Below are 24,190 nucleotides of genomic sequence, written 5' to 3' on the forward strand. Positions count from 1 at the left end.
GGTCAAATTCCACAGCCGGATGCCCTTTCCGGTCGCGGCCGACGGGCCTGGCAGGGCAAGCGAGACCACACAGATCACAATCAAGACGCGCGACACGCTCAACCTCCGCGGCATTTTCGAACTGGCATTTTTTGGTCGATGACGTGACGGCGTAATGCCACGCGCGTCAAGCATGGGCCCCCGGTTCAGATATTTGCAAGGTTCAATCTCGCGAGCTGAGTTCTGATGTCCTTGATTTCCGTCTCGGTCCGCGCTGCGCGAGGCGTGCGAATGGGCAGCACATGCAGAATGCGGGCGGGGCGCGCGGACAACAGAAACAGCCGGTCGCCGAGACGAATCGCATCCTCCAGATTGTGAGTGACCAGGATTGTGGTCGTCGCCCGGCGTCCCACCAGCGTGGTGATCTCCTCGCGCAGGCGTGCGGCAAGGGCATCGTCGAGCGACGCCAATGGCTCATCGAGAATGAGGAAATCGGGATCGACGGCGAAGGCGCGTGCGAGCGCGGCGCGCCGGGCGAGGCCAAGCGACAATTCGCCCGGAAAGTGCTTGCGGTGTGCGCTCAGTTCAAGGATCGCGAACAGCGTTGCAAGCTTTGCCTCGTCGGCCTGAGGTGCGGCGAGCCGGACATTGTCCTCCACCGAGCGCCACGGCAGAAGTCGCGGTTCCTGAAATACCATGCCGATTCGTGCCGCTGCCGGACGCAGGACCTCTCCCTGATACTGGTGGTCGAGGCCAGCCAGTATCCGGAGCATCGTGCTCTTGCCGCAACCGGACGGCCCCACGAAGACGCCGACCTCTCCTGAGGCGAGCGTAAAATTGATGCCGACCAGCACGTCGTGGCGCTCACCCGCGACATTCTTGAAGACCTTGCCGGTGATATCGACCTCAAGCCGCACGAGGCCGCCACCGGGACAGCCGGGCCTCGAATGGCTGCACCAAAATGGTTTCGATGCAAAGCACGACCGCCGCGAAGCTCAGCGAGTAAGCGAGCAGAAGCGGCATGTCGAACAGCTGGAAGGCCACGCCGATCTCGAAGCCGACGCCATTCGGACGGCCAAGAAATTCGGCGACCAGCACGATTTTCCAGACCAGCGAAAGTCCCGATCGTGCCGCAGCGGCGATATAGGGAGCGAGCTGCGGCAGGATGATGTGCCGGAACGCCTTGCCGCGCGGGATCGCAAACACGGTGGCCATTTCGTCGAGCGCCGGGTCGAGAGTCCGCGTGCCCTCCCGCAGCGTGACCACGGCAGTTGGCAGCTTGTTGATGGCGATGGCGGCGATGGCGGCGACCTCGGTCAAACCGGCCCAGATATAGGCCAGCACGATGACGACAAGCGCCGGCAGGTTGAGCAGCAGGATCAGCCAGGGATCGCCGAGCCGGTTGGCAAGCCGCACCCGGCCCATCAAATAGCCGATCGCAGTGCCGAGCGTCATGGCCAGCACAAAGGCGAGGGCGACACGTCCCAAGGTCGCGGATAAATTGAGCAGCAGCGCGCCGGACCGCGCTTCGCCAAGCATGGCTGTGAGCACCGCGGGCGGAGCTGGCAGCTTCGTCGCGCCAACGAGCCATGACGCCAGCCACCAGGTGAGCAGAAACAGGGCGAACGAGACCAGGCGCAGCACCTCAACCTCCGGGGGCCGCGTGGAAGAACGTTCCGGAATCCAGTTCTGGTTCCGGCCCGACAATGTCACGACCGCCGATCGACGCCAACACACGGTACAGAACGCGGGCGTCGGCTTCCTCATCATCGATCGCGCGGCGCGGGATGCCCTCCCGGTAGCGATCGCGATAGGCACGCAAGGTTGCAGGGTCTGAGGCACCCGTGAGCGGCGCGATCTTGTCCCACTCCGCATCCGAATTCGCCATGATGTCCTTGGCCGCGCGCGTCATGGCGATGAAGCGTGCAACCAAATCATGGTTCTGAATTGCCCAATTCTCATCGAACACATAACCGACCATCGCGGTACGGCCCTTGGCGCCAAGCTTCGGCAGGATGTCGGCGATGTCGGCCACGCGGCGGAAGCCTTTGGCTTCCAGCGCGGCGCAGAAATTCCAGTAATTCAGGTTGGCGTCCACTTCGCCGCCGAGCGCCTTTGCCATCAGCAGCGGAGGTGCGCCGTAAACGATCGTCGACTCCGATTTCAGGTCGATGCCGCTTTTTTTCAGCGACGCCTGCAGCAGAAGCCAGCTTTTGTCGATCGGGCCGCCTGCAACCGCGAGGCTGTGGCTCCTGAGATCGGCCAACGTTCGTATTGGAGATGCGTCCGGCACCATGACGGCCCCGAGGGCGCTCGAATAGGGATAGAAGGTCAGTTTGGCGCCAAGCCCGCGCTCGCGCGACACCCACAACCAGTCGGAAATGATGACGTCGGCACTGCCGGCGCGGAGCGCGACCTTGCCGGCTTCGGGGCTCGCGAGCTCCTGGACCTGAAGCGAAAGATTGGCCTGCCGGTCGAGGCTATGGGCGCGAATGACGGCAAGTTCCCAGGCGAATGTCCCGGTTTTTTGCACTGCAACCCGCACCGTCTCCGCGGCCTGACAGGTGATGATCTGCGCCACGCATAAGAGTGCTGCAGCCAGCGGCATACGAACACAATGCTTCATTGTTCTCAGGGCCGTTTCCTCGAAGTGTTCTTTTCAGCGCGGCAGTCATAGCATAGCTTTGGCGCGTGGCACTGGGAGAAGTTCATGGCACTTGCTGGTTTGACTGGACGCATGGTCGTCGCGCTGGCCGCAGTTGCGGCGACCGCTATCCTTGCATCCGCCCAAGTATCCGCCCAAGACGTCAACGACTATCCGACGTCGGCGCGAGCGGAATATGTGTTCGGCTGCATGAAGGCCAACGGCGAAACCCGGCAGTCGATCGACCAATGCTCCTGCTCGATCGACGTGATCGCGTCAGTGATCCCCTATGACCGCTATGTCACGGCCGAAACGGTGCTCAGCATGTCACAGGTGCGGGGCAATCTCGGCTCCGAGTTTCGCTCATCCGAACAGGCCACCAACGCGCTGAACGACCTCCGGCGCGCCCAGGCCGAGGCGGAAGTCAGGTGCTTCTAGGATTATTTTGCCTCTCAGGCGCTTTGGCTCGGCCTCTGAGCCTTGTCGCACCGGTTTGATATCGCAACGCGACGCGTCAAATTCCGGAATCGTCGATCTTCCACTCGTTCTGGAAGACGTGCCCCGCGGTGTCCTTGGCCTCTGCCCTGAAGCGCTTTGCGCCATTCGAGACATAGGTGAAGCGGATATTGGGGTCCTCCGAAATCGAAATCCCGCCTTCCATTGCCAGCACGAGGCTGTCGTCCTGCCAGAGCTTCAATTCGTTGATGAAGAAAGCCGGGATATAGAGTTGCGTGAGCTGGTCCATCTGCAGCCCGGAATTGTTGGGGTGGCCGATCATGATCTGCGCTTCGCGAGCCCCGCTGGTCGGACCCTCGCCGGCCTTGACGAATTGCCGGTACCGCATCTGGCCGATCCTGTTCTTGGCCTCGTCGGCGTCCTTGGCCGCGGGCGCCGAGCAGCCGCCCGACGCCTTCACGAACGTCTTTGTCACGTAAAGCTTGCCGTCGCTCAATTCGGCCACGGCGTGAACGTTGGTATAATTGTTGACGCGCACGCGGGTCGAAATCTCAGTGACCCTGGCGTCCGGTCCCAATTCGAATTTGGCGGCGATCGGCGCGGGATTCTGGTCGATCACCAGCGTAATCCTCAGTACCCGGCGGTCGTCGCTCGGCGCAAGCTTGGTCCGCAGGGTCACGGGAACGATGGCCGCATCCTCGGCACGATAGGGCATTTCGATGCCGATGACATCGGCGCCGTCGTTCATCGGACGATCGTCGAAGATGTCCTTAACCAGGCCGGGCCAGGGATCATATGCCTCATCCGCAACGGCCAGCGGCAGCCGCGCGCCGAACATGACGCCCAGGATGCCGGCGACGCAGAGTAGGCGCAGGTGAAGGCTTGTCATGGTCGCGACCCTCTTTGAGGATACAAGCAACGAACTCAATATAGGCGATTATACGGACTATTCCCATTCAATTTCTGAAAATGCTGCAGTTGCGTTGCGCGCGTTGTAGTCGTCGAACAATTTCCATCTGGTGCGTTCGGAGGCGGCGGCGGTATCGGCGGCAACGGTGATCGGCGCGCCGCGGGCAACCAGGGCATGAACATCCGAGGCCAACGTTTCGAGGTAGCGACGTTCATCGGCTAACGCCGCGGGCCATTCGCTGACGGGTCCGTGGCCGGGAACCACGCGTTGCGCGGGGAGGCGGCTGAGCTCGCCGAGGGTTTTCAGCCAGCCGCGAAGACTGCCGTCCACGACCGGGATATGATCGAGGAAGACAAGATCGCCGGCGAAAAGCGTCTTGGTCTGCTCGTCCAACACCGTCAGATCGTTGTCGCTATGCGCGGCCGGCCAGGCGTGCAGGGTCAGGCTGCGCGAGCCGAGATCGAGCTTGATTTCGTCATCGACGAGCAGCGTCGGCGGTATCAGGCGAACGTCGTTGATCAAGTCGTTACCCATGATACGACGAAACGCATCGAGGTAGAACTGTCCGCGCGTGGCGATGGCGCGCGGCAGGTTCTTGTGGCCGACAAACACGGTTCCGTCTTCGACAAAAGCCGCATTGCCAAAGACGTGGTCGGGATGGCCATGTGTGTTGATGACATAGCGGATCGGCTTGTCGGTGTGCGCGCGAACGGCTGCGAGCAGTTCCCGTCCCTCGCGCACGCTGCCGCCGGTATCGATGACCGCGACCGCACTCTCCCCGACGATGAAGCCGACATTGGCGATAGCGCCCTCGTTCTCGGCTGTCATCAGCGCCGTGACGCCGGTATGGACGAACACGCCATCGGCAATTTCACTGACGGCAAGCTGTTGTTGCCGCAGTGGCAAGGGCGTCGCAGCGCCGAGCATGATCGAGAAGGCGAGGATGCAGGCCCGCTGAGTCATGGTTCCGCCTCTGTCTCGCCACGAAGTCACATCGACCGCTCGCCGCTGCATCGTCGAGACTGGTTTGCGTCGCAACATCGATCGAAGATTATTCATGTTGCGTGCTCCACGCCGCAAGCATAGCATTTTTATCATATCAATATTGGCTCAATCAGGAAAAGACGCCAGCGATGACAAACACCGCGCGACTTGGCTGCCTGCTGGTTTCATTGCTGGCGGTTACCGCACTCCTTGTTGGTCGCGAGGCCGCTCGCGCGCAGAGCAATGATAGCAATTCTGACCTGTCGATCGAGCTTGTCGATCCCAAGGTCTTGCGCGTTTGCGCCGACCCGAGGAACCTGCCGTTCTCGAACGAGAAAGGCGAAGGATTCGAGAACAAGCTCGCCGAGCTGTTTGCCGCGAAGCTGCAGAAGAAGCTCGACTACATGTATTTTCCCGAGGCGATCGGCTTCGTGCGGGTGACGCTTGGCTCCCACCGTTGTGACGTCATCATGGGATTTCCGCAAGGCGACGAACTCGCGCAAGGCACCAATCCATACTACCGCACGTCCTACGCGCTGATCGCAAAGCCCGGGAGCGGGCTTGACGACGTTGAAACGCTCGAAGACGCGCGTCTGAAAGGCAAGCATATCGGCATCATTGCCGGCACGCCGCCCGCGACCAACATGGCGGTCGCCGGGCTGATGGCGAACGCCAAGCCCTATCCGCTGATGATCGATACGCGCGTTGATTCGTCTGTCGAAGCCATGATCGACGACCTGAATTCGGGACAGATCGACGCTGCCGTGCTGTGGGGACCGATGGCGGGCTTCTATGCCAAAAAGTCGAACCCGCCGCTCCATGTCACGCTTCTGGTCAAGGAAGCGAGCGGACCTCAGTTCATCTATCGCATCGGGATGGGCGTCCGGCCGGCCGATCAGAACTGGAAACGGCAGCTCAACCGTCTGATCCAGGAGAATCAGCCAGAGATCAACAGGATCCTGCTCGATTTTGGCATTCCCCTGCTCGATGAGAACAATCAACCGATCAGTGCGGAGGCGACGACGAAGTCGCCATGATATCGAAGGGCGCAGGCCTGATCGTTGCGGCATGGGTGCTCGTGGTATCAGCCGGTGCGCAGGAAGGGGTTCCGGAGCCTGACGGCTACCGCACCGATAATTATCGTGCGCCGGTCCCGGCTACACTTGCGGGCGCGCGCGTGCTTTCGACTGCAGAGGCCGAGGCGATCTGGCGTGCCAAGGGCGGCGTGTTCATCGATGTGCTGCCCCGCGCGCCGAAGCCCAAAAACCTGCCCGCGGGCACCGTTTGGCGCGACAGGCCGCGGTTCGATATCCCCGGCAGCATCTGGCTGCCGGACACCGGCTACGGAACGCTGGCGGCCGCCACCGAGGATTATCTGCGGCGCGGTCTCGCCCACGCATCCGGCGGCAATAATCGGGCCTCGCTCGTGTTCTATTGCCTGACGGATTGCTGGATGTCCTGGAACGCCGCCAAACGCGCCCTGTCCTTCGGATATGCCGATGTCGCCTGGTACCCGGAAGGAACCGATGGCTGGGAGCACGCCAAGCTGCCGCTCGCCGAGTCGCAACCGGAGCCAAGGCCGGACGAGTAGTCGTTGCGCCCGGCTCGTCCAGTGAAAAGGCCGCTATTCCATATCCTGCTGGATCTCCCGGCCGAGCGCGAACAGGCGCTGGTCGATCGTGGTGGGCACCTCGCAGACGAATTTGACCACGCGTCTGCGGTCCTCGAAGATCCGGGTTTCCCAGGTCAGTTGATTGCCGAGTTCATCGATCTTCTGCTGATCGGGCGCGGATGCGCTTTGCAGCTCCTGCAGCGCAGCGGTGTCGGACCGGATCTTGTCCACGGCCCCGCGTTGCTTGCGGGTCACCCGTTCGAGCCCGTTCATGACCGACGCACGTTGGGCATTGAGCGTATCGAACAGGCCGGCGAACAGGAGCTTGCCCTTCGCGGTCTTGTCAGCCGCCGTGCCCTGGAGAAAATCGGCGATGGCCTTTTGCGCCTGCTCGAGCGGAGTTCGCCGCGCCGCCAGCTTGGCAACCAGCTCGCTGACCATCGCGTCGTCCTTCCATTTGTCCTGGACGTCATCGAGCGGTGGGCCGGCCCACACCGCGGCGACCGAGATCTCCGGGACTTTAGCCTGCATGCAGGGCCAGTCTGGATAACGTGGATCGGCGGCAAGGCAGCATCCCGTCGAGGCCGCGACCGCGAGCAATGCCAAGATGGTGATTCGCCCGCTCATGCCTCGCCTCCACCGGGTCCGCGGCGGATCAGCCCGCGCGAAGGATCATAGGCATAGATCGCGCCGATCATGAAAACCAGCATGCAGCCGCCAACCACCGCCAGCGAAATCCAGTCGATCTGTCCGTAGAGGGCAAAGCGGATCAATTCGACCGCATGCGTGAATGGGTTGAACCGGCACACATAATAGAGCATCGGGCTGCCCTCCTGCACCCGCCATAGCGGATAGAGCGCAGAGGAGGCGAAGAACATCGGGAAAATCACGAAATTCATCACGCCGGCAAAGTTCTCGAGTTGCCTGATGCGGGAGGAAATCAGCATGCCGAGCGCGCCGAGCATCAGGCCGGACAGGATCAGCGCCGGTATGACCGTGAGATAGCCGAGCGGCGGCGGCGTGATGTCCCAGAACCATGCGATCAACAGGAAAGCATAGACCTGCAGCAACGACACCGCGGTGCCCGCAAGCAGCTTGCAGCACAACAGATACCATCGCGGCAGCGGGCTCACCAACAGGGTGCGCATGTTGCCCATTTCTCGGTCGTAAACCATCGACAGCGAGGACTGCATGCCGTTGAACAGCTGGATCATCGCCATCAGGCCCGGCGCGATATAGACCTCGTAGGGGATGTAGGTCTCATACGGCGGGATGATGGAGATGCCGAGCACCTGGCGGAAGCCGGCGGCGAAGATGAAGAGCCACACCAATGGCCGCACCAGCGCCGAGACGAAGCGCTCGCGCTGGTGCAGGAAGCGGAGCGCCTCGCGCCAGACGACGCCGCTCAGGCAGGTGACATATTCGGCGACAGAGAATCCGGGTCTGTCACGGTCGGCGATGATGACGCTCATGGTGTCGGGATTCCAGGATCTGCCGCGGTAGCGGTCAGGCGCGCGAATGCCGAGTTGACGTCAGCGGCTCCGGTGTCGGCCATGACGCGTGCGACCTGGCCCTGCGCGAGCACTTTGCCCTGATGCAGCACCACGAGGTCGTCGCTTGGCATGATCTCGTCGAACAGATGAGTCGCCCACAGCACTCCAATGCCCTGGTCGGTCACGAGCTGCCGCACATGGCCCAGAATGTCGGCTCGCGCCTTGACGTCAAGCCCGACGGTTGCCTCGTCAAGCAATAACAGGCGCGGACGATGCAGCAGGGCGCGGGCGATTTCCAGCCGCCGCATCTGACCGCCCGAAAGGTCCCGCACCTTGCTGCCGGCGCGGTCGGCAAGACCGATGCGCGTGAGGACCTCATGGCTGCGTTCGCTCGCTTTGCGTCGCGCGATGCCGTGCAGCGCGGCATGATAAAGCAGGTTCTGTCGGACCGAGAGGTCGAGGTCGAGGGTGCGTGGCTGAAACACGACGCCCAACAGCTTCAGCGCCTCGCTTGGCGCAACGCCGATGTCATGGCCGAAGATGCTGATGTGCCCGGCCTGGACGCCGAACAGCCGCGTGATCAGGGAGAACAGCGTGCTCTTGCCGGCGCCGTTGAGGCCGAGCAGCGCCGTGAAGCTCGCGGGCGCGACGGCGAAGTCGACGTCGATCAGCGCGCGCCGGGGTCCATAGCAATGGCTGACGTGATCGATCAGGAGCGCGGCAATGTCAGCGGCATACCGCCGGGACCGAGTGTCTGGCCCTGCTTCGCTGGTGGACGGCGCTTCAATCGTTGTCATGGCGCGATCGTGATGCCCCAGGGGAGTTCGCCGACCTGGATCGACTTGATGACCTTTTGGGCTGCGACATCGATGACGGAGACATCGTTGGAGAGGCCATTGGTGACCAGCAGGTATTTCTCGTCGGGAGTGAAGGCCATGTGCCAGACCCGCTGGCCGACCAGAAGATATTTGATGACCGCGTGGCTTGTGGCATCGACGACGGCGATCCGGTTGGCGGGGCCAAGCGCGACGAAGGCGGTCTTGCCGTCTTTCGTGATGCCGATCCCGACCGGCTGGATCGCTTCGCTGCGCAGGCCCGGAATGTTGAAGCTGATTTTGCCGGTGACGACCCGCTTGTTCGGGTCGATCACCGATACCGTGCCGCCGATCTCAGACGAGACCCACAATTCGGAGCCGTCGCGCTTGAATTCGGCAAAGCGCGGCCGCGAGTCGACCAGCACATTGGCGACGACCTGGCGCGTTCCGGTGTCGATGAAATGCGCCATATTGGTGGTTTCGGAGGTGTTGATCAGGATCTTTCCGTCCGGGCTGACGGCCATACCTTCGGGTTCGACGCCGACCTGAATGTCGCCGAGGCGGGCACGCGTTTTGAGATCGATCACCGTTACCGTGTTGTCGTTCTCGTTGGCGACATAGAGGGTGTTCCCGGCGGCATCCTGGGTGAACAATTCCGGATCGGGACCGGAGGGCAGGGTGTCCACCACCTGCTTCGTCGCAGTATCGATCACCTGGATGGTGTCGTCATCGCCGACCGCGACCATCACGAACTTGCCGTCCCTGGTGAATTCGATCCCGCGCGGCCGCTGGCCGACCTTGATGGTGCCGGTCACGGCCCATTTGTCGGTATCGATGATCGACACCGTGTTTCCTTTTTCGTTCGAGACATAGGCGGTGACGGCCGAGGCCGGCGCGGCACTCGCCAGCCAGACGGCCATTGCGGAAACCAGCCAACGACGCGACATCCACGATCTCCGTCTCAGTGCAGTTTGCATTTGGTTTCGGGGCGATCGACGCCGAGCGTGTCGAGTTCGGAGAACTGATGCAGAAAACCCTCCTGCGGCGAGACCGAAACCACCATGCGTCCGTCGACCAGCAGGATCGGCTGGCGCAGTTGCAGGTTCCAGTCGCGCAGCGTCAGGCGCTGGCCCTTGAACGCCGCAATGGAAAAGTTCGGCCCTTTGAGAAAATCCGATATCGCTTTCGCGTCGCCGGAATTGACCCGCGATGCGGCCTCGCCGATCATCCGCGCCGCGGTCCAGGCCTGCATGTCCAGCGCCGTCATCCGCCGCGAATTCAATTTCACAAAGCGGTTCTGCAACTGGATCGCGCCCCACTGATCCTGCGCCGCGTCCCAACTGGTCGGCACCAGACCTGCCGAGCCCGCCACAGGCCGCGGGTCCCAGGTGCGGTAGGGCAGATATGACGCGAATACTTCGCTCTCGTCGGCGGCGACCAGGACGTCATAGGCCGGCGCCTGCTGGGTGAACACGGGCATCTGGCGTTGGATCAAGGTGACGCCGCTGTCGGTGCGGCGGGCGCCGCCGGTATCCTGGAAGGTCCGCTCCTCGACGATCTTGGCGCCAAAGCGGGAAGCGGCGCGTCGGAAGGCATCGGCATAGAGCTTGTCCTTGTCGTGCGAGCCCTTCACCAGCATCCAGCGCTTCCATTGCTTCCAAACCAGATATTGCGCGAGCGCGTCGGCGAGCATCGAACGGGTGGGGGCGACATGAATCACATCGGCGCGGCAATCTTCCTCGCGCAGCCGGTCATCGATCGCGCCGGCGTTCAACAGCAGGGTTCCGTGACCGCGCAGCGCGTCGGCGGCCTTCAACAGCTCGTCGGCCGGAAGATCGGCGATGACGAAGCCGTTATGATCGGCGAGCGTCGCCGCCGCCTGTGCGACGTCCTCGCCCTCCTTGAGCCGAATCTCCTGTAGCGAGAAATGCTGATTGAGGAACTTGCCGGTGGTGTTGTTGTCGTCGATGGCAAGGCGCGCGCCGGCGATGCCGTCATCCTCGGCCGGCTGTTCCACCAGCGACAAAGTCGACTGCGTCCCGGCGCGGCGCAGATACCCGATGCCGATTTCGACCGGCTCCGCCGCGAGCGCCGGGCCGGCCATCGCGCCAAAGCTGATCGCGCCAAGACTAATCGCGCCAAGACTAATCGCGCCAAGGCTGATCGCACCAAGGCTGATCGCACCAAGACCGATCGCCCCGACCAACCATCGGATCATGAATCCTCCCTGAGGTTCCTCTTCGTTTGAACGAGCGATAGAGGGACTTTCAGTTTGCAACATGACCAAATTGACCTAGCTTGCAACCCCACTTTGGTCGGTCCGGCCATCACATTAAAGGTCACGACCATGAAGGCACTTCTCATCCTCGCGGCATTGACGCTCCTGGCTTCCGCGCCGGCGCGCGCCGATGCGCCCAAGATCGCGGTTTTCGACTTCGAACTGCTCGACACCAGCCTGCAGGGCGAAGTGGATGGACCGCGGGCGGACGAACAGGAGCGGTTGGCCCAGGTCGGCGATCAGCTGCGCAAGGCATTGGAGGCGTCCGGCAAGTTCCAGGTGCTCGACATTTCCTCGGTCAAAGCCGCGCTGCACCGCAACAATTTACAAGCTTGCGGCGGCTGCGATCTGCAGTTCGCAAAGCAGCTTGGCGCCGATCTCGTCATCACCGGTGTCGTGCAGAAGGTCTCGAACCTCATCCTCAACATGAACATCTATTTGCGTGATGTCGCCACGGGCCGCATGATGACGTCGATGAGCGCCGACCTTCGCGGCAATACCGATGAATCCTGGTCGCGCGCGATGAGCTACCTGATCCGCAATCGGCTGCTGGCGCCGAATTACGGCGCGCCGCAATAGGCGCAGATGCGTTCAGCCGGTCAGCCGTGCCGCGTGCCAGCGCAGATGATCGCCCATGAAGGTCGAAATGAAATAATAGCTGTGATCGTAGCCGGGCTGGCGGCGCAGCACGAGGGGAATATCCGCCTTTTCACAGGCGCTTTTCAGCAGTTCCGGCCGAAGCTGTTCAACCAGGAATGGGTCGGCATCGCCGTAATCCACCAAAAGATCCGAAAATCGCGCGCCGTCCTCGATCAGCGCCACCGCGTCATGCTTGCGCCATCCGTCCTTGTTCTCGCCGAGATAGCCGCCCAGCGCCTTGAGTCCCCAGGGTACTTGCGACGGCGCGACAATCGGGGAAAAGGCGCTGGCGGCGCGGTAGCGATCGGGATGGCGTAGCGCGACGGTCAGCGCGCCATGACCGCCCATGGAGTGACCGAGAACCGATTGCCGCTTGAGGTCGACCGGAAAATGCTCGGCGAGGAGTTGTGGCAATTCCTCGGTGACATAGCTCCACATCCGGTAATTGTGCGCGAACGGGGCCTCGCTCGCATCGACATAGAAACCGGCGCCCAGGCCGAAATCATAGGCGTTCGCCGCGTCGCCGGGTACGCCTTCGCCGCGTGGGCTGGTGTCAGGGGCTATGAAGATCAATCCGAGTTCGGCGCAGATGCTGCGGAACTCGCCTTTTTCGGTGACATTGGCGTGGTTGCAGGTCAGTCCCGACAGATACCACACGACCGGCAGCTTCGCGCCTTCGTCGTGCGCCGGGACATAGACCGAGAATGTCATGTCGGTCTTGGTCTCGCGACTGGCGTGCTTGTAGACGCCCTGGACGCCACCATACGATTTGTTGAGCGAAACGGTCTGTATCGTCATGAGTTCGGATTCCTGCGCAAGAGTGTCGCGGAGAGGCCTGGAGCGGATCAGGCCACGCCGCTCGCAATGGCCAGTCTGACCAGTTCGACGGAGCTGCGGACGCCAAGCTTCTGGCGCATGATCGACGACGTATTGGCCACGGTCTTGTAGGAAGACTGGACGAGCCAGGCGATCTCGGAGAGGCTTTTTCCCGTTCCAAGCAGGCGCAGGATCTCGATCTCGCGCGCGGTCAGCTTCGATAGCGGGCTTTGCGCGAATGCCGGTCCGGCGAATGCGATGCTCCGGGCGATTGCCGGAGGCAGGTACGTCCCGCCCATTCCCACCTGACGGATGGCCTCGATGAGGTCGCATGGGTCTCCGGATTTCGAGACATAGCCCTTGGCGCCGATATCGATCGCGCGCGCGGCGAACATCGGATCGTCATTCATCGAGAACATGATGATGCGCGCCGATGAGTCGCGCGCAAGAATGCGTCGCGCCAGTTCAAACCCCGACACCGTCGGCAGGTTGATATCGATGACGCAGATGTCCGGATGATCCACGACGAACGCGCTTTCACCGCTTTCGGCGTCGGACGCTTCGAGCAGCACCATCTCGGCTTCGTCGGCGAGCACGGCCCGGCAGCCCGAAGCCACGATGGGATGATCGTCAACGATCAGAACGCGCATGAAAATCGTCCTGGCTGGCCGGCCCAATCGGCTTGCTGCAGCGCATCAAACTGATTCACGGGTACAGATACCTTTCGCGTGAGCGTGCCTCAGGCTCATGCATCCAAAGCGACGTTGCTGTACGCTGTATTTAGATCGCTGGCACTCTTGTCTGTCAACGCTACTCTTGACGCAGCGAATGTGACGCAGTCGTGGACGAACCTGATGTGGCAGAAATTATCTTTGCGCGCCCGGATCAACCTGCTTCTGGCATTGGTTCTGACGCTTGGCCTCGCCATCAACATCGCGCGGCTTGTCCTCGAGGCTGGTCCCCGGGTGCGAGCCGAAGATCAGAGCGTGATCCGGATGGCACGCGACTTCATCGAGACGATCGTGGCCGGTCTGGCCGACGCACCCGATCCCGATGCGAAGCTGAGCCAGATTGCGAGCGATATGAGCCGGCTGCGTCACGTCAGCATCACATGGCACGATGGGGTGGCGGCCTCGTCGCGCGTCGACCAGCCCGAGGAGGGCGGCGAGGCACATGCGCCGCCGGCCTGGTTCGTCACGCTGGTGCATCCCGAGAAAACCTCCGTCAGTGTCCCGGTTTCCGTCCATGGAAAATCGGGATCGCTGGTGATCACGCCGCATCCGAATGACGAGATTGCCGAGATATGGGACGGCATCGTCACTCAGCTCGAGGTCGGCTCCGCCATCGCGGTCGCGCTCTTTCTCATCATCATGGCGGTTGTCAGTCGCGCGCTGGCCCCGTTGCAGGCGCTATCGCAAGCGATGACGAGGATCGAAAGCGGGTCCTATGATGTGCGCGTGACCCCTTCGGGCGCGCCCGAACTCGCGGCGCTCTGCGCCAGGTTGAACCATCTTGCGGCAACGCTCGGCGAGGCCGTGGAGGACAAGCGGCGGCTTGCCGAACGCGCGGTGTCGCTGCAGGACATGGAGCGCAAGGAAATTGCACGCGAGCTGCATGACGAGTTCGGGCCCTATCTCTTTTCGATTCGCGCGCACACGAGCGCGCTGGTGCGGCTGTCGGAAGCCTCCAGGCCATCGGCGGATGCATTGCGCAAGCATGGCAGCGCCATCCTTGAACAGGTCAATGCGCTGCAGCAGTTCAATCGCAGGGTGTTGGAAAAGCTGCGTCCGGTTGGACTGGCGGAGCTCGGACTTCACGAGGCGCTCGACGCGTTGCTGCGTTTGTGGAGCGAATCCCACCCCGATATGGCGATCGAAACCGCGATTTCGCGTTCGCTCGGTGACACCGGCGAGACGGCCGACCTGACGATTTACCGGGTGGTTCAGGAGGCTCTCACCAATGTGTTTCGCCATGCCGGCGCAACCTCGGTCAATGTCACCGTCGAACCCGCAGATCACGCGAAAGCCGCCCAAAACGATCGCGCCTGCGCATTGGTGCGTGTCCGCGACAATGGCTGCGGACTGCGGCCGGGGTACAAATTGGGCCTTGGATTGACGGGCATGCGCGAAAGGATCCTGGCGTTGGGCGGCACGCTCACCGTGGCGTCCGGTGACGGTGGCGTAACCGTCGAGGCTGTCATTCCTCAGGGCCCGCAACCAAGCCTCGCTTGATATCGTGGTGCTTCATGCCGGATCTGAGCTTTTCGCGGATCCTTCTAGGATAGCGAGAGGCCTCGCGCACTGAAAGCGGTGACCCGCGCCTGCAGTTCAGTGCGCACGCGATCAATCACACTGGCGTAGTCGCGGCTCGCGGTCTGCCTGAACAGGCGCACGGACGGGTACCAGGGACTGTCCTCGCGATCGAGCAGCCACCGATAATCGGGCGTGTAAGGCAACAGAATCCAGGTCGCGCAACCCATGGCCCCTGCGAGGTGAGCGGTGCTGGTATCCACGGTGATCACCAGGTCGAGGCATGAAACCAGGGCGGCCGTCTCTGCGAAATCAGTCAGATCAGCCGTCGGATCCATGATCTCGTTGCGATCGACGAGGGCGACCCTGTCGCCTGGTCTCGGGTCCTTCTGCAGACTGACGAAATCTGCCTCGACATCGAGGAGGCGCGCCAGCAGACCAAGCGGCATCGATCGATTACGATCGTTGTTGTGTTTCGGATTGCCCGACCAGACGAGGCCAACCCGCAAGCGGTCATGAGGGCCGAGGCGTTGTTGCCATGCCTGGACGCGATCTGCTGCGGGAGCAGGCAGGTAGGATGTCTCGGCCGGGATTGAAGCAAGCGTTGTCCCGAATGCCAGCGGCAGGCTGGAAAGGGAGCAGTGGAGGTCGAATTCCGAGGGCATTCCTGCCGATCCCCGAAGGCATTGGGTGATGCCGGTCAGCCCTGACAGTAGCCGATATAATGCGTCCTCGATTGAAAGAATGACGCGGGCCTCACGCGCCGCGAGCATCGGGATATAGCGCGAGAACTGAATTGAATCGCCAAGGCCTTCATCTGCGTAGAGCAGGATGGTCTTGCCGCCGATCGGGCCGTCTCCAAGCCATAGGGGTTTGGATGGTCTTGGAGCGGTTTTCGGCAGCGCCTTCCAGCGCGCCTCGCGCCCCGCCCAGCCGGCTTCGAAATTCCCGGTGAGCATTTGGAGCAGGGCCAGATTCCACGCGGCCGGGGCGTGGTCCGGATCGATGGCCAGCGCCTGATGATACAGGGCGAAAGCTTCATCGAAGCGGTGAAGTTCGACGAGCGAGACGGCCTTGTTGGTGATCGTCCCTGCAAAATTCGGCCGAAGCTCGATGGCGCGGTCATACCATGGCAGTGCTTCGTCGTTCCGGCCGAGCGATCGCAGCACGTTGCCGAGATTGTTGCAGGCATCGGCATTCGCCGGGTCGAGGGTCAGCGCGCGGTTGTTTTCGGCGAGACTTTCCTCGAACCTTTTCAACTGGTACAGCGTGAACGCGCGCATATAGAGCGTCGCGAAGTGGTTGGGCTGCAGTCGCTCGCACAGGTCGAAGTGGACCAGCGCTTCCTCGAACTGGTCCGACTGATAGAGCAGCAGAGCGACCTTGTTCGCCGCGTCCCAATGATGAGGATCGAGCGCGAGCGCTCGCTGGTAGCTCAGGATCGCCTCAGTCGAATGCTCCAGTTGGACGAGGACGTCCCCGAGATTTCTCCAGAGGTCCGCGTCATCGGGCCGTAGTTGCACGGCCTTGTCGAAGACCTGAAGCGCCTCGTCATGTCGTCCCTGCTTCAGCAATGTGTTGCCGAGGCTTCTCAGATAGACCGGTTTGGGCTCGCGTCCGATCGCGCGGGAGATCCACTCCAGCGCATGATCATATTGCGCGGCTTGCAGGGCCAGAAGCCCCATGAGGTGCAGGGTGTCTGCGTGATCGGGGTCTAGGGCGAGAGCTTGCTGGCAGGATAGCTGAGCGTCAAGATAGCGGCGGTCCCGCATCAGACCGAGACCGGCTTCATACAGCGCGGCGGGCGTGCTGTTCGGGAACGTGGTCAGGTCGAGATTGGCGTTCTCGTCTGCCGCTTGGCGCTCGCCATGGTCCATCGATGCATTTCAGCTTGGCTGCGGCTGGACCAGTAGATGATTCTCGATGTCGCGGATAGCGACACAGATCGCGATCATGGTTGTCGCGGGATGAGCGGGACAATCGACTTGCCGCAGCCCGCAGAGCTTCTCTCACCGGCGGCCGTCACCGTCCAATCCTGTCGTCGCCACTGGCATCGCGTCTTTATCCTTCCTGCGTGACAGGGCGAGGGCGATATTGCGTTCGGTCAAATCCAGCAGTTTGTGCATGGCGCGCCGCGCGCCATCGGGGTTGCGCGCCCAGAGTTCGTCCAGGATGGCGCGATGATAGGAGAGACTCTTGCGCGGCGCGCCGGGATTCAGCGTTGAAAGCTCGAACGACATCCGGAGCGCGGCCTCGACGGTCGCGCCGAAGGCGACCAGAAAATCGTTGCCCGTGCCGGTCAGGATGCCGCGATGGAAGCGCAGGTCGGGTCCGGAATAGGCGCGGCTGTCCAGGCTGGCAGCGTCCATCTCGCGGTAGGCCCGTTCGATGTGCGCCAGGTCGGCATCGGCGCCATGCTCCGCGCAGAGCGCGCAGGCTTCGGGTTCGACGATGCGGCGTACCTGAAGCAGCTGGTGCGCGAACTCTTCGGTTGGACGTTGCGCAAAGGTCCATTCCAGCAGCTCGGCGTCCAGCATGTTCCAGTTCGCGCGTTGGCGGACATGCGTGCCGGCCTTCTGACGGGCCGCTATGAGCCCTTTCGCTTTGAGGATCGACAGCGATTCCCGGATCGACGTGCGGCTGACGTCGAACTTCGAGGCCAACTCGATTTCGCGTGGAAGCGTCCAGCCTTCGTACCAGATGCCGGTCACGATCAGCCTGGCAATTTCGCGCGCCACGTGGGTGTTCGATTGGCGCGATGAGGCGGCTTCTGGCAAATTGCGACCCCGGTCCAAAGAACGATATTGTCTGCTTTATTGCGGAGGCATGTCAATCACGTCCTCCGAATGAAGGGTAGTAGGAAATCCGTCTTCTTTTGACATGCCATTTTATGTCGGTCATATTCTCACAAAAGAGACAGGGAGGGTATCGTGGCCTTTGGATCGAATCACGCCGCGCGGCCGGTCAGCCGCCGCACCCTGCTCCAGGGAAGCGCGGCCACGCTTGGCGTGGCGTCCTTTCCATTGCCCGCCATTGCACAAACCAAACCGTTTGCCGGAATCACGCTGCATGGCGCCTCGTTCCAGCACCGGTTTTTCACCCTGCTGCAGAATTACATCCCCGAATTCGAGCAGCAGACGGGAATGAAGGTCGATCTGCAGCTTTCGGCGTTTCCGGTCTATAACCAGCAGGCCAATCTCGAACTGGTGTCCGGCGGATCGGCCTACGATTTTGTCAATGTGACGTTCATCCTGGCCGCGCGGTGGGTGGCCGCAGGCCTGCTTGCCAATCTCGACGAATTCACCTCCGACCCGAACCTGACGCCGGCCGACTGGAATCCGAAGGATTTTGTCGAAGGCGCGCAACTGCCTTATCGCGACGCCAAGGGCGCAACCTTCGGCTATTCCTGGGAAGGCGGGGCCATGCTGATGGGTCTGTCGCGGATGGACCTGATGCAGAAAAAGGGCCTCGAGATTCCGAAGACCTTCGGCGAATTGCAGCAGGTCTGCGCGGAGATCAACGGGACCGACAATGTCAACGGCATCGTCTCGTTCCAGCTGCATCACTGGTGCCTGCCGCCTTACATCCAGGGATTCGGCGGCAACGTCTTCAGAAATCCGCCGGCCGACATCATGCCGACCTTGAATTCGCCGGAGGCAGTCGAGGCGGTCGACTACTATGCGAATCTTCTGAGGAATTATGCGCCGAAGGGTGTTCTGACCTACACCGAAGATCAAGCCCGCCAGTCGCTGCTCACCGGCCGCTCCAACATCTTCATTCACTCGAGCTCATGGGTCACGCCGATCCTGCTGTCCGACGAAAGCAAGGTGAAGGATACGTCCCGTGTGGTTCGGATGCCAGCCGGTCCGGTGCATGACCATCCGGCATCAAACAGCCAGGGCCTCGGTATTCCCAAGAACGCCAAGAACAAGCAGGCGGCGTGGGAGTTCATCAAATGGGCGCTGAGCCCCGAGATCTCGATGCGGCTTGTCGTGCAGCACGGCCATTCCTCGATCTGCCGACGGTCGGTGATCCAGAGCGACGACTATCGCAAGCGCAATATCGTCAACGGCCAGGACCTTGGTGCGCTCTATCTGGACGTGCTCGAGCTTCCCGGTAGGGGCGAGAATTACATGGCCTATCGGACCGTGAAGGAATTTCCGATCGTTGGTGACGTCATCAACAAGGCCGTCGAACAGGTCGTGACCGGCCAGCTTTCGCCCCGCGATGCCATGAACGCGGCGCAGGACCAGGCCGTGGCCAATCTTCGCCGCGCCGGCACCGCGCTTTGAGAGAACAGCGAAGTCTCGATGCCGCGCGCCGCAGCTTCGCGCGCTGGGCGCTTACGCCGAGTCTGATCGTGTTGTTCCTGATTGCCGTGCTGCCGGCAGTCTATCTGCTGGTGGCGAGCCTGACCCCGTTTCAACTCGTGAATCCCGGATCCTCGACCGACTTCAGCGCACCCCTGCGAAATTATCGGCTGCTGCCCGGCGATCCGCGCTTCGTCAATTCGCTCTTCGTGCAAGCCAAGCTATCGTTCTGGAGCGTGCTGTTTCAAGTCCTGCTCGGGATGCAGCTTGCGCTGCTCATGAACACGCAATCGCGCTTTGTCGAATTCGCGCGCACCTTTTTCCTGATCCCGATGGTGCTGCCGCCGATCGTCGTCGCCGTGATCTGGAAGCTGATCTACACGCCGGATATCAGTCCGATCTATTATGCCGCGAACCTGCTGCATATGGCGTTGCCGTCGCTGACATCGAGCGTCGATTTCGCGCTGGTCGCCATCATCATTGCGGACACCTGGGAATGGCTGCCTTTCACTTTCCTGATGGTGCTGGCCGCACTGCAGACCATCCCGGACGAATTCGCCGAGGCAGCCTTGGTGGATGGCGCCAGCCGCATCCAGATCTTCTACTATGTCACGCTCCCGTTCATCGCGCCGATCCTCTTGGTTTCGGCGATGTTCCGCCTGATCGACAGCGTGAAGGCATTTCCGCTGATCTTCCTGTTGACCGGTGGCGGCCCGGGCAGCATCACGGAAGTGACCAACTACTATGCCTACCTGCTGGCGTTCGACACCAATGAGATCGGCTATTCCAGCGCGGTCACCATCGTGATGCTGGTGCTGGTCGCCATCATAAGCCTCGGATTGGTCCGGATCGGCCGGCGCCGGGAGCTGCTGGCGTGAGCGGCTCGTCGATCTCTCGTGCGGGAGTTGGGCGGCATCTTGCGATCGCGCTCGCGCTGATCGTTCTCTTGTTGCCGTTTCTCTGGCTGCTGCAGATGAGCTTCAAGTCCAACGATGTGATCCTGCAGGTCCCGCCGCCCTTGATTTTCAAACCGACGCTCGAGAACTACAGGTCGCTCTGGCAAAGCACTTTCTCGGCCTCATTCGTCAACAGCCTGTTGAGCGCGTCGTTCTCGACCGCGTTCGCCTTGCTGCTTGGGGTGCCTGCTGCCTATGCGCTGTCGAAATGGGCGGGAGCCGGAAAGCAGGCGCTGAGTTTCGCCATCCTGGTGACGCGGATGGCGCCGCCGATCGCCTTTACCATCCCGTTTTTCCTGTTCTTTCGTTTTGTCGGCCTGCTCGATACCGTCACCGGGCTCGTGCTGGTCTATACCAGCTTCAACCTGCCGCTGGTGATCTGGATGATGCAGCCCTTCTTCGAGACGGTGCCGGCCTCGCTGGAGGAAGCAGCACTCGTCGACGGCGCTTCGATGCGCACCATATTTCTCAGGATCGTGTTGCCGATGGTCGCACCGGGCATTGCTGCCACCGCGATCCTGTGTTTCCTCTATGCCTGGAACGATTTCTTCTTTGCGCTGATCCTGACCCGGACCAACGCCCGAACTGCGCCTGTCGCGGTCGTCAATTTCATGAACTATGAGGGCTGGGAATGGGGCAAGATCGCCGCCGGCGGCTCGCTCGTGATGGCGCCGGTGCTGGTCTTCTCGCTCGCCGTGCGGCGCTATCTCGTGAGCGGACTGACGGCGGGCGCGGTGAAAGGATAGACATGCAGCTTCCGACCGGTGCCTCCCGCTTCGTCTTCATCCTGGCCCATCCGGCCGGACATGTCGGCGCGCCGCGTTACTATTCGCCGTACTTCCGCGAGCACGGGCTCGACTGGCACATGGTGCCGCTCGATGTCGCCCCGGCGCATCTGGCGGACATGATCCGGACGCTGACGCGATCGGACAGCGTTGTCGGCTTCAATCTCACCATGCCGCACAAGCCGGCCGCGTTTGCGCTGTGTGATGCGGTCGGACCAGCCGCCGAATTCGAGGGCGTCGTCAATACGATCCGTATCGAACGCGACGGCCGGTTGACCGGCGAATCCTTCGATGGGGGAGGGTTTCTGAATGCCGCGCGCGCGGAGGGCGTGTTTGATCCGGGGCGCCGCTGCGCCGTGATCGGCGCCGGTGGTGCGGGCCGGGCGATCTGCCACGCGCTGGCCGCGGCGGGCGTGGAGCGCATCGGACTCTTCAACGAAACTCCCGAACCCGTTCAGGCGCTGGCGCAAAAGCTCCGCAGCCGTTTTCCGAAGCTCGATATCCGTTTCGAGGAACAATTCGACGATTGCGGCCTTGTGGTCAACGCGACCTCGCTCGGTCTGCAGGCGGCCGATGCCATGCCGATGGACCCGGCGCGACTGCCGGAGGATTGCGCGGTGTTTGATATCATCGCTGCGCGCCGGACCGAATTCATGATGGCCGCCGCGGCGCGCGGCCTCAGGGTGGTCGATGGCGTCGCCATGATCAGGCATCAGCTGCCGCTGCAAACCGCGTTCTGGAAAGGTGAAGCATGAGCGAGGACGTCCATACGCTTCGGTCCGGAGGTCTCACGGCGAGGATTCTGGCGCATGGCGCGGAATTGTGTTCGCTCAGGGATGCGCAAGGCATTGAATTGATCTGGCAAGCCGGGCCGGCCTGGCCGCGCCACGCGCCGCTATTGTTTCCGATCGTGGGCCGATTGAAGAACGATGAATTGCGGCATCAAGGCCGGGCCTATCCGATGACCCAGCATGGTTTTGCCCGAGACCTGGCGTTTCGGTGGATCGAACGCGCCGAGGCTTCCTGCTCGCTGGTCCTGAGCGACAGCGCCGCGACCCGCGCGCACTATCCGTTCGCGTTCAGGCTTGCGGTTACCTATTGTCTGCAAGACGCCAACCTCAATGTGGCGCTCGAGGTGGCCAACCCGGGCGAGGCGATGTTGCCGGCATCGATCGGCGCGCATCCGGCGTTCAACTGGCCGTTGCTGCCGGGCGCGGCCAAGGACGGCTACCGGCTCATGTTCTCCGACGATGAGCCGGCGCCGATCCGGCGGCTGAAGGGTGGTCTGCTCCGCGCCAGCCCGGAGTCGAGCCCCATTGACGGCAAAACGCTGGCACTGTCGGAACGGCTGTTCGATGACGACGCGGTGATCCTGGACCAGCCCGTGAGCCGCTCGGTGCGCTATGCGGCCGGCAAGGGCCCCGCGCTGGAGATCTCCTGGGACGGATTTCGTCAGCTCGGGATCTGGTCGAAGCCCGGCGGCGCGCCGTTTCTTTGCATCGAGCCGTGGCGCGGATTTGCCAGCCCGCTGGATTTTGACGGCGAGTTCTCCGACAAGCCGGGCGTCATGCATATCGCGCCCGGTGCAAGCGAGGTGCTGAAATGTCGGATCGGCGTCCGCTGAATCAGCGGCTCATCCCGCCAGAAATCCGCCATCGACGGCGACCACCGTCCCGGTCGCATATTGCGACGCCGGCATGCAGAGGAATGCCACAGCGCCGGCGACGTCTTCAGGCTGGCCCCAGCGCTTGAACGCGGTGCGATCGGCGATGCGCTGATGATGCGCGCGGTCGGCGCGGCCGGCGGCGTTGATCGATGTCTCGATATAGCCCGGCGCTACCGCGTTGACACGGATTCCCTCGTCAGCCCAGGCGAGCGCCAGGGCCTTGGTCAGCATCACGACACCGCCTTTGCTCGCGCAATAGGCGGGGATGCGCGGCAGCGCCAGCGTCGCGTTCATCGAGGCGATGTTGACGATCGAACCTCTGGCTTTGGCCAACGCCTGGCGGAACGCAGCGCAGGTGCGGAATGTCCCGGTGAGATTGACGTCGATCACCTTCATGAAGGTCGCGATCTCGAATTCCTTGTCGCGCGCGAGGATTCCGGCGCAGTTGATCAGGGCGTCGACCCGGCGATGGCTGTTCGCGAACGACGCGACCGCGGCGTCATCGGTGATGTCGAGCGGCGCCAGCCGCAGATTGTCGCGCCGCTTGAGCTGCGTCCGAGCGATATCGGCATCGTTCAGGCCGGTGGCGGATACCGTTGCGCCGAGATCGCAGAACAGGTTGGCAATTGCACTGCCAATGTCGCCGGCGCCGCCGATCACCACGGCATGAAATCCAGACGCGAGCGAGAAAGAGGCGTTCATCGGCGGTTACCCGTTCTGTTTTGCTGCGCGCATCGGCGGGGCGGTTGATTCCCGAACGATCAGCGAATAGTCGACTTCGTGATGGACGATGGTCTGCTCGCCCGCGAGATGGCGCACCAGGTACTCGCCCGCGCGCTGCCAGGTCGCCGCGATCGGGACCTGGATGGTCGTCAGGCTGGGGCGCAGATGCCGGCTCCAGTCGAGATCGTCGAACCCGACCACCGAGAGATCGCGCGGCACCGAAAAGCCGCTGCGCTCGGCCTCCAGCAGAACGCCGTAGGCGATCACGTCGTTGCCGCAGACGACTGCGGTCGGCCGCTCCTTCAGGCTGAGCAGACAGCGCGCCGCCTCGCGCGCGTCGTCCAGCGCATAGGGCACTTCGACATGCCACTCCGGCCTGATCGCGATCCCGTTTTCGGCGAGCGCGCGGCGGAAGCCCGCGACGCGGGCGCTGGCGCGGTCGTTGTTGCGTTGCAGCGCGGACACGATGCCGATCCTGTCGTGCCCGAGCTCGATCACATGCATGGCCGCGCGGTGCGCGGCGCCTTCATTGTCGGTGCCGACGCAAGGGTAGGGCCGATCGGGCCGATAGACCCCGACATTGATGAAAGGTACGGCGCAATCGGCGAGCATCTTGCGCAAGCCGTCGTGATGACAATCGCCGCGCAGCACCAGGCCATCGACGCCGCGGCTGATCAGATTGCGCGCCTGCTGCAACTCGACGTCGAGATCGTAGCCGCTGGTGGTCAGCAACAGCATGTAGCCGGCCGACGACAGGTATGTCTGGAGTGACGCGATGCCGCGCGCGAACATTGTATTGTCGATGGTCGGAACGATCGCGCCGAGCGTGCGCGAACGGCGCGACGACAGCGCGCGCGCCGGCGCGTGCGGTATGT

General features: G+C 62.5%; 26 protein-coding genes and 1 pseudogene. 10 read left to right on the forward strand and 17 right to left on the reverse strand.

Going from position 1 to position 24,190, the window contains the following annotated elements:
• Positions 1-185 precede the first annotated feature (185 nt).
• The 3 genes from WCB02_RS29165 to WCB02_RS29175 are packed head-to-tail and all read right to left on the reverse strand — an operon-like array spanning position 186 to position 2,587.
• On the reverse strand, positions 186-896 hold the full coding sequence (locus tag WCB02_RS29165) for an ABC transporter ATP-binding protein (RefSeq protein ID WP_423963262.1): 711 nt from the start codon (positions 894-896) through the stop codon (positions 186-188).
• Positions 886-1,623: an ABC transporter permease gene (locus tag WCB02_RS29170; RefSeq protein WP_423963265.1), complete on the reverse strand. Its 738-nt coding sequence runs from the start codon at positions 1,621-1,623 to the stop codon at positions 886-888. Before WCB02_RS29170 ends, WCB02_RS29165 begins: the two co-directional genes overlap by 11 nt.
• A gap of 1 nt (position 1,624) precedes the next feature.
• Complete coding sequence (locus tag WCB02_RS29175) at positions 1,625-2,587, reverse strand: ABC transporter substrate-binding protein (protein ID WP_423963268.1); 963 nt, start codon at positions 2,585-2,587, stop codon at positions 1,625-1,627.
• Between the two features lie 102 nt (positions 2,588-2,689).
• Between WCB02_RS29175 and WCB02_RS29180 the strand changes: the two genes are divergently transcribed.
• Positions 2,690-3,061, forward strand: a complete 372-nt coding sequence (locus WCB02_RS29180) for a hypothetical protein (RefSeq protein WP_423963270.1) — start codon at positions 2,690-2,692, stop codon at positions 3,059-3,061.
• Between the two features lie 76 nt (positions 3,062-3,137).
• Here WCB02_RS29180 and WCB02_RS29185 read toward each other — a convergent pair whose 3' ends face one another.
• On the reverse strand, positions 3,138-3,968 hold the full coding sequence (locus WCB02_RS29185) for a quinoprotein dehydrogenase-associated SoxYZ-like carrier (RefSeq protein ID WP_423963272.1): 831 nt from the start codon (positions 3,966-3,968) through the stop codon (positions 3,138-3,140).
• Between the two features lie 57 nt (positions 3,969-4,025).
• Entirely contained in the window at positions 4,026-4,952 is a 927-nt protein-coding gene (locus WCB02_RS29190) for a quinoprotein relay system zinc metallohydrolase 2 (RefSeq protein WP_423963274.1), read from the reverse strand.
• 170 nt (positions 4,953-5,122) lie between these two features.
• Here WCB02_RS29190 and WCB02_RS29195 point away from each other — a divergent pair, with 170 nt between their 5' ends.
• Both WCB02_RS29195 and WCB02_RS29200 read left to right on the forward strand, forming a co-directional pair.
• Positions 5,123-6,010, forward strand: a complete 888-nt coding sequence (locus WCB02_RS29195; RefSeq protein WP_423963276.1) for a substrate-binding domain-containing protein — start codon at positions 5,123-5,125, stop codon at positions 6,008-6,010.
• On the forward strand, positions 6,007-6,564 hold the full coding sequence (locus tag WCB02_RS29200; protein ID WP_423963279.1) for a PQQ-dependent catabolism-associated CXXCW motif protein: 558 nt from the start codon (positions 6,007-6,009) through the stop codon (positions 6,562-6,564). Before WCB02_RS29195 ends, WCB02_RS29200 begins: the two co-directional genes overlap by 4 nt.
• A 33-nt stretch (positions 6,565-6,597) precedes the next feature.
• On the opposite strand, the gene WCB02_RS29205 is transcribed toward WCB02_RS29200, so the two are convergent.
• The 5 genes from WCB02_RS29205 to WCB02_RS29225 are packed head-to-tail and all read right to left on the reverse strand — an operon-like array spanning position 6,598 to position 11,111.
• Positions 6,598-7,212, reverse strand: a complete 615-nt coding sequence (locus WCB02_RS29205; protein ID WP_423963282.1) for a hypothetical protein — start codon at positions 7,210-7,212, stop codon at positions 6,598-6,600.
• A complete protein-coding gene (locus WCB02_RS29210; RefSeq protein WP_423963285.1) occupies positions 7,209-8,057 on the reverse strand; it encodes an ABC transporter permease in 849 nt (282 codons plus the stop codon). The genes WCB02_RS29205 and WCB02_RS29210 overlap by 4 nt, the downstream gene beginning before the upstream one ends.
• A complete protein-coding gene (locus tag WCB02_RS29215) occupies positions 8,054-8,875 on the reverse strand; it encodes an ABC transporter ATP-binding protein (protein WP_423963287.1) in 822 nt (273 codons plus the stop codon). The genes WCB02_RS29210 and WCB02_RS29215 overlap by 4 nt, the downstream gene beginning before the upstream one ends.
• Positions 8,872-9,840, reverse strand: a complete 969-nt coding sequence (locus WCB02_RS29220) for a YVTN family beta-propeller repeat protein (protein WP_423963289.1) — start codon at positions 9,838-9,840, stop codon at positions 8,872-8,874. The genes WCB02_RS29215 and WCB02_RS29220 overlap by 4 nt, the downstream gene beginning before the upstream one ends.
• 14 nt (positions 9,841-9,854) lie before the next feature.
• On the reverse strand, positions 9,855-11,111 hold the full coding sequence (locus WCB02_RS29225) for an ABC transporter substrate-binding protein (protein WP_423963291.1): 1,257 nt from the start codon (positions 11,109-11,111) through the stop codon (positions 9,855-9,857).
• A gap of 129 nt (positions 11,112-11,240) precedes the next feature.
• Here WCB02_RS29225 and WCB02_RS29230 point away from each other — a divergent pair, with 129 nt between their 5' ends.
• Positions 11,241-11,750: a DUF3280 domain-containing protein gene (locus WCB02_RS29230; RefSeq protein WP_423963293.1), complete on the forward strand. Its 510-nt coding sequence runs from the start codon at positions 11,241-11,243 to the stop codon at positions 11,748-11,750.
• A gap of 12 nt (positions 11,751-11,762) precedes the next feature.
• On the opposite strand, the gene fghA is transcribed toward WCB02_RS29230, so the two are convergent.
• Both fghA and WCB02_RS29240 read right to left on the reverse strand, forming a co-directional pair.
• Positions 11,763-12,608, reverse strand: coding sequence for an S-formylglutathione hydrolase (fghA, locus tag WCB02_RS29235; RefSeq protein ID WP_423963296.1), 846 nt, complete (start codon positions 12,606-12,608; stop codon positions 11,763-11,765).
• A gap of 47 nt (positions 12,609-12,655) precedes the next feature.
• A complete protein-coding gene (locus tag WCB02_RS29240; protein ID WP_423963299.1) occupies positions 12,656-13,276 on the reverse strand; it encodes a response regulator in 621 nt (206 codons plus the stop codon).
• Positions 13,277-13,480: 204 nt separating this feature from the next.
• On the opposite strand from WCB02_RS29240, the gene WCB02_RS29245 reads away from it, so the two are divergent.
• Positions 13,481-14,857, forward strand: a complete 1,377-nt coding sequence (locus WCB02_RS29245) for a histidine kinase (RefSeq protein ID WP_423963302.1) — start codon at positions 13,481-13,483, stop codon at positions 14,855-14,857.
• Between the two features lie 44 nt (positions 14,858-14,901).
• Here the strand turns inward: WCB02_RS29245 and WCB02_RS29250 are convergent, their stop codons facing one another.
• The 3 genes and pseudogenes from WCB02_RS29250 to WCB02_RS29260 form a co-directional block, all read right to left on the reverse strand.
• Positions 14,902-16,752, reverse strand: coding sequence for a tetratricopeptide repeat protein (locus WCB02_RS29250; protein WP_423963304.1), 1,851 nt, complete (start codon positions 16,750-16,752; stop codon positions 14,902-14,904).
• 132 nt (positions 16,753-16,884) lie between these two features.
• Entirely contained in the window at positions 16,885-17,412 is a 528-nt protein-coding gene (locus WCB02_RS29255) for a FadR/GntR family transcriptional regulator (protein ID WP_423963323.1), read from the reverse strand.
• Positions 17,413-17,445: 33 nt separating this feature from the next.
• Positions 17,446-17,613 (reverse strand): annotated as a pseudogene (locus WCB02_RS29260) (GntR family transcriptional regulator); the annotation flags it as partial.
• Between the two features lie 192 nt (positions 17,614-17,805).
• Here WCB02_RS29260 and WCB02_RS29265 point away from each other — a divergent pair.
• Genes WCB02_RS29265 through WCB02_RS29285 form a run of 5 tightly spaced genes read left to right on the forward strand, consistent with a single transcriptional unit; the run spans position 17,806 to position 22,550 of the window.
• The gene (locus tag WCB02_RS29265) at positions 17,806-19,167 is read left to right on the forward strand and encodes an ABC transporter substrate-binding protein (RefSeq protein ID WP_423963307.1); all 1,362 of its coding nucleotides are present in this window, start codon (positions 17,806-17,808) and stop codon (positions 19,165-19,167) included.
• Entirely contained in the window at positions 19,164-20,063 is a 900-nt protein-coding gene (locus WCB02_RS29270; protein ID WP_423963309.1) for a carbohydrate ABC transporter permease, read from the forward strand. Before WCB02_RS29265 ends, WCB02_RS29270 begins: the two co-directional genes overlap by 4 nt.
• Positions 20,060-20,887 carry a carbohydrate ABC transporter permease gene (locus WCB02_RS29275; protein WP_423963312.1) on the forward strand — a complete coding sequence of 276 codons (828 nt, stop codon included), beginning with the start codon at positions 20,060-20,062 and terminating at the stop codon, positions 20,885-20,887. The genes WCB02_RS29270 and WCB02_RS29275 overlap by 4 nt, the downstream gene beginning before the upstream one ends.
• Before the next feature lie 2 nt (positions 20,888-20,889).
• The gene (locus WCB02_RS29280; protein WP_423963315.1) at positions 20,890-21,681 is read left to right on the forward strand and encodes a shikimate dehydrogenase family protein; all 792 of its coding nucleotides are present in this window, start codon (positions 20,890-20,892) and stop codon (positions 21,679-21,681) included.
• Positions 21,678-22,550, forward strand: coding sequence for an aldose 1-epimerase family protein (locus tag WCB02_RS29285; RefSeq protein ID WP_423963317.1), 873 nt, complete (start codon positions 21,678-21,680; stop codon positions 22,548-22,550). The genes WCB02_RS29280 and WCB02_RS29285 overlap by 4 nt, the downstream gene beginning before the upstream one ends.
• Positions 22,551-22,559: 9 nt before the next feature.
• On the opposite strand, the gene WCB02_RS29290 is transcribed toward WCB02_RS29285, so the two are convergent.
• Together WCB02_RS29290 and WCB02_RS29295 are read right to left on the reverse strand one after the other, a co-directional pair.
• Positions 22,560-23,294, reverse strand: a complete 735-nt coding sequence (locus tag WCB02_RS29290) for an SDR family NAD(P)-dependent oxidoreductase (RefSeq protein ID WP_423963319.1) — start codon at positions 23,292-23,294, stop codon at positions 22,560-22,562.
• Positions 23,295-23,300: 6 nt separating this feature from the next.
• Positions 23,301-24,190 (reverse strand): substrate-binding domain-containing protein (locus WCB02_RS29295; protein WP_423963321.1); only part of this gene is annotated, 890 nt, incomplete at its 5' end.

Origin of the sequence: Bradyrhizobium sp. (assembly GCF_049581145.1) — a bacterium.
Lineage (GTDB): Bacteria > Pseudomonadota > Alphaproteobacteria > Rhizobiales > Xanthobacteraceae > Bradyrhizobium.

Excerpts from the sequence above, each read along its gene's own strand:
- WCB02_RS29175 (WP_423963268.1), bottom strand. The coding sequence starts at position 2,587 with ATGCCGCTGGCTGCAGCACTCTTATGCGTGGCGCAGATCATCACCTGT.
- WCB02_RS29180 (WP_423963270.1), top strand. The coding sequence starts at position 2,690 with ATGGCACTTGCTGGTTTGACTGGACGCATGGTCGTCGCGCTGGCCGCA.
- WCB02_RS29185 (WP_423963272.1), bottom strand. The coding sequence starts at position 3,968 with ATGACAAGCCTTCACCTGCGCCTACTCTGCGTCGCCGGCATCCTGGGC.
- WCB02_RS29190 (WP_423963274.1), bottom strand. The coding sequence starts at position 4,952 with ATGACTCAGCGGGCCTGCATCCTCGCCTTCTCGATCATGCTCGGCGCT.
- WCB02_RS29195 (WP_423963276.1), top strand. The coding sequence starts at position 5,123 with ATGACAAACACCGCGCGACTTGGCTGCCTGCTGGTTTCATTGCTGGCG.
- WCB02_RS29200 (WP_423963279.1), top strand. The coding sequence starts at position 6,007 with ATGATATCGAAGGGCGCAGGCCTGATCGTTGCGGCATGGGTGCTCGTG.
- WCB02_RS29205 (WP_423963282.1), bottom strand. The coding sequence starts at position 7,212 with ATGAGCGGGCGAATCACCATCTTGGCATTGCTCGCGGTCGCGGCCTCG.
- WCB02_RS29210 (WP_423963285.1), bottom strand. The coding sequence starts at position 8,057 with ATGAGCGTCATCATCGCCGACCGTGACAGACCCGGATTCTCTGTCGCC.
- WCB02_RS29215 (WP_423963287.1), bottom strand. The coding sequence starts at position 8,875 with ATGACAACGATTGAAGCGCCGTCCACCAGCGAAGCAGGGCCAGACACT.
- WCB02_RS29220 (WP_423963289.1), bottom strand. The coding sequence starts at position 9,840 with ATGTCGCGTCGTTGGCTGGTTTCCGCAATGGCCGTCTGGCTGGCGAGT.
- WCB02_RS29225 (WP_423963291.1), bottom strand. The coding sequence starts at position 11,111 with ATGATCCGATGGTTGGTCGGGGCGATCGGTCTTGGTGCGATCAGCCTT.
- WCB02_RS29230 (WP_423963293.1), top strand. The coding sequence starts at position 11,241 with ATGAAGGCACTTCTCATCCTCGCGGCATTGACGCTCCTGGCTTCCGCG.
- fghA (WP_423963296.1), bottom strand. The coding sequence starts at position 12,608 with ATGACGATACAGACCGTTTCGCTCAACAAATCGTATGGTGGCGTCCAG.
- WCB02_RS29240 (WP_423963299.1), bottom strand. The coding sequence starts at position 13,276 with ATGCGCGTTCTGATCGTTGACGATCATCCCATCGTGGCTTCGGGCTGC.
- WCB02_RS29245 (WP_423963302.1), top strand. The coding sequence starts at position 13,481 with ATGTGGCAGAAATTATCTTTGCGCGCCCGGATCAACCTGCTTCTGGCA.
- WCB02_RS29250 (WP_423963304.1), bottom strand. The coding sequence starts at position 16,752 with ATGGACCATGGCGAGCGCCAAGCGGCAGACGAGAACGCCAATCTCGAC.
- WCB02_RS29255 (WP_423963323.1), bottom strand. The coding sequence starts at position 17,412 with ATGCTGGACGCCGAGCTGCTGGAATGGACCTTTGCGCAACGTCCAACC.
- WCB02_RS29280 (WP_423963315.1), top strand. The coding sequence starts at position 20,890 with ATGCAGCTTCCGACCGGTGCCTCCCGCTTCGTCTTCATCCTGGCCCAT.
- WCB02_RS29285 (WP_423963317.1), top strand. The coding sequence starts at position 21,678 with ATGAGCGAGGACGTCCATACGCTTCGGTCCGGAGGTCTCACGGCGAGG.
- WCB02_RS29290 (WP_423963319.1), bottom strand. The coding sequence starts at position 23,294 with ATGAACGCCTCTTTCTCGCTCGCGTCTGGATTTCATGCCGTGGTGATC.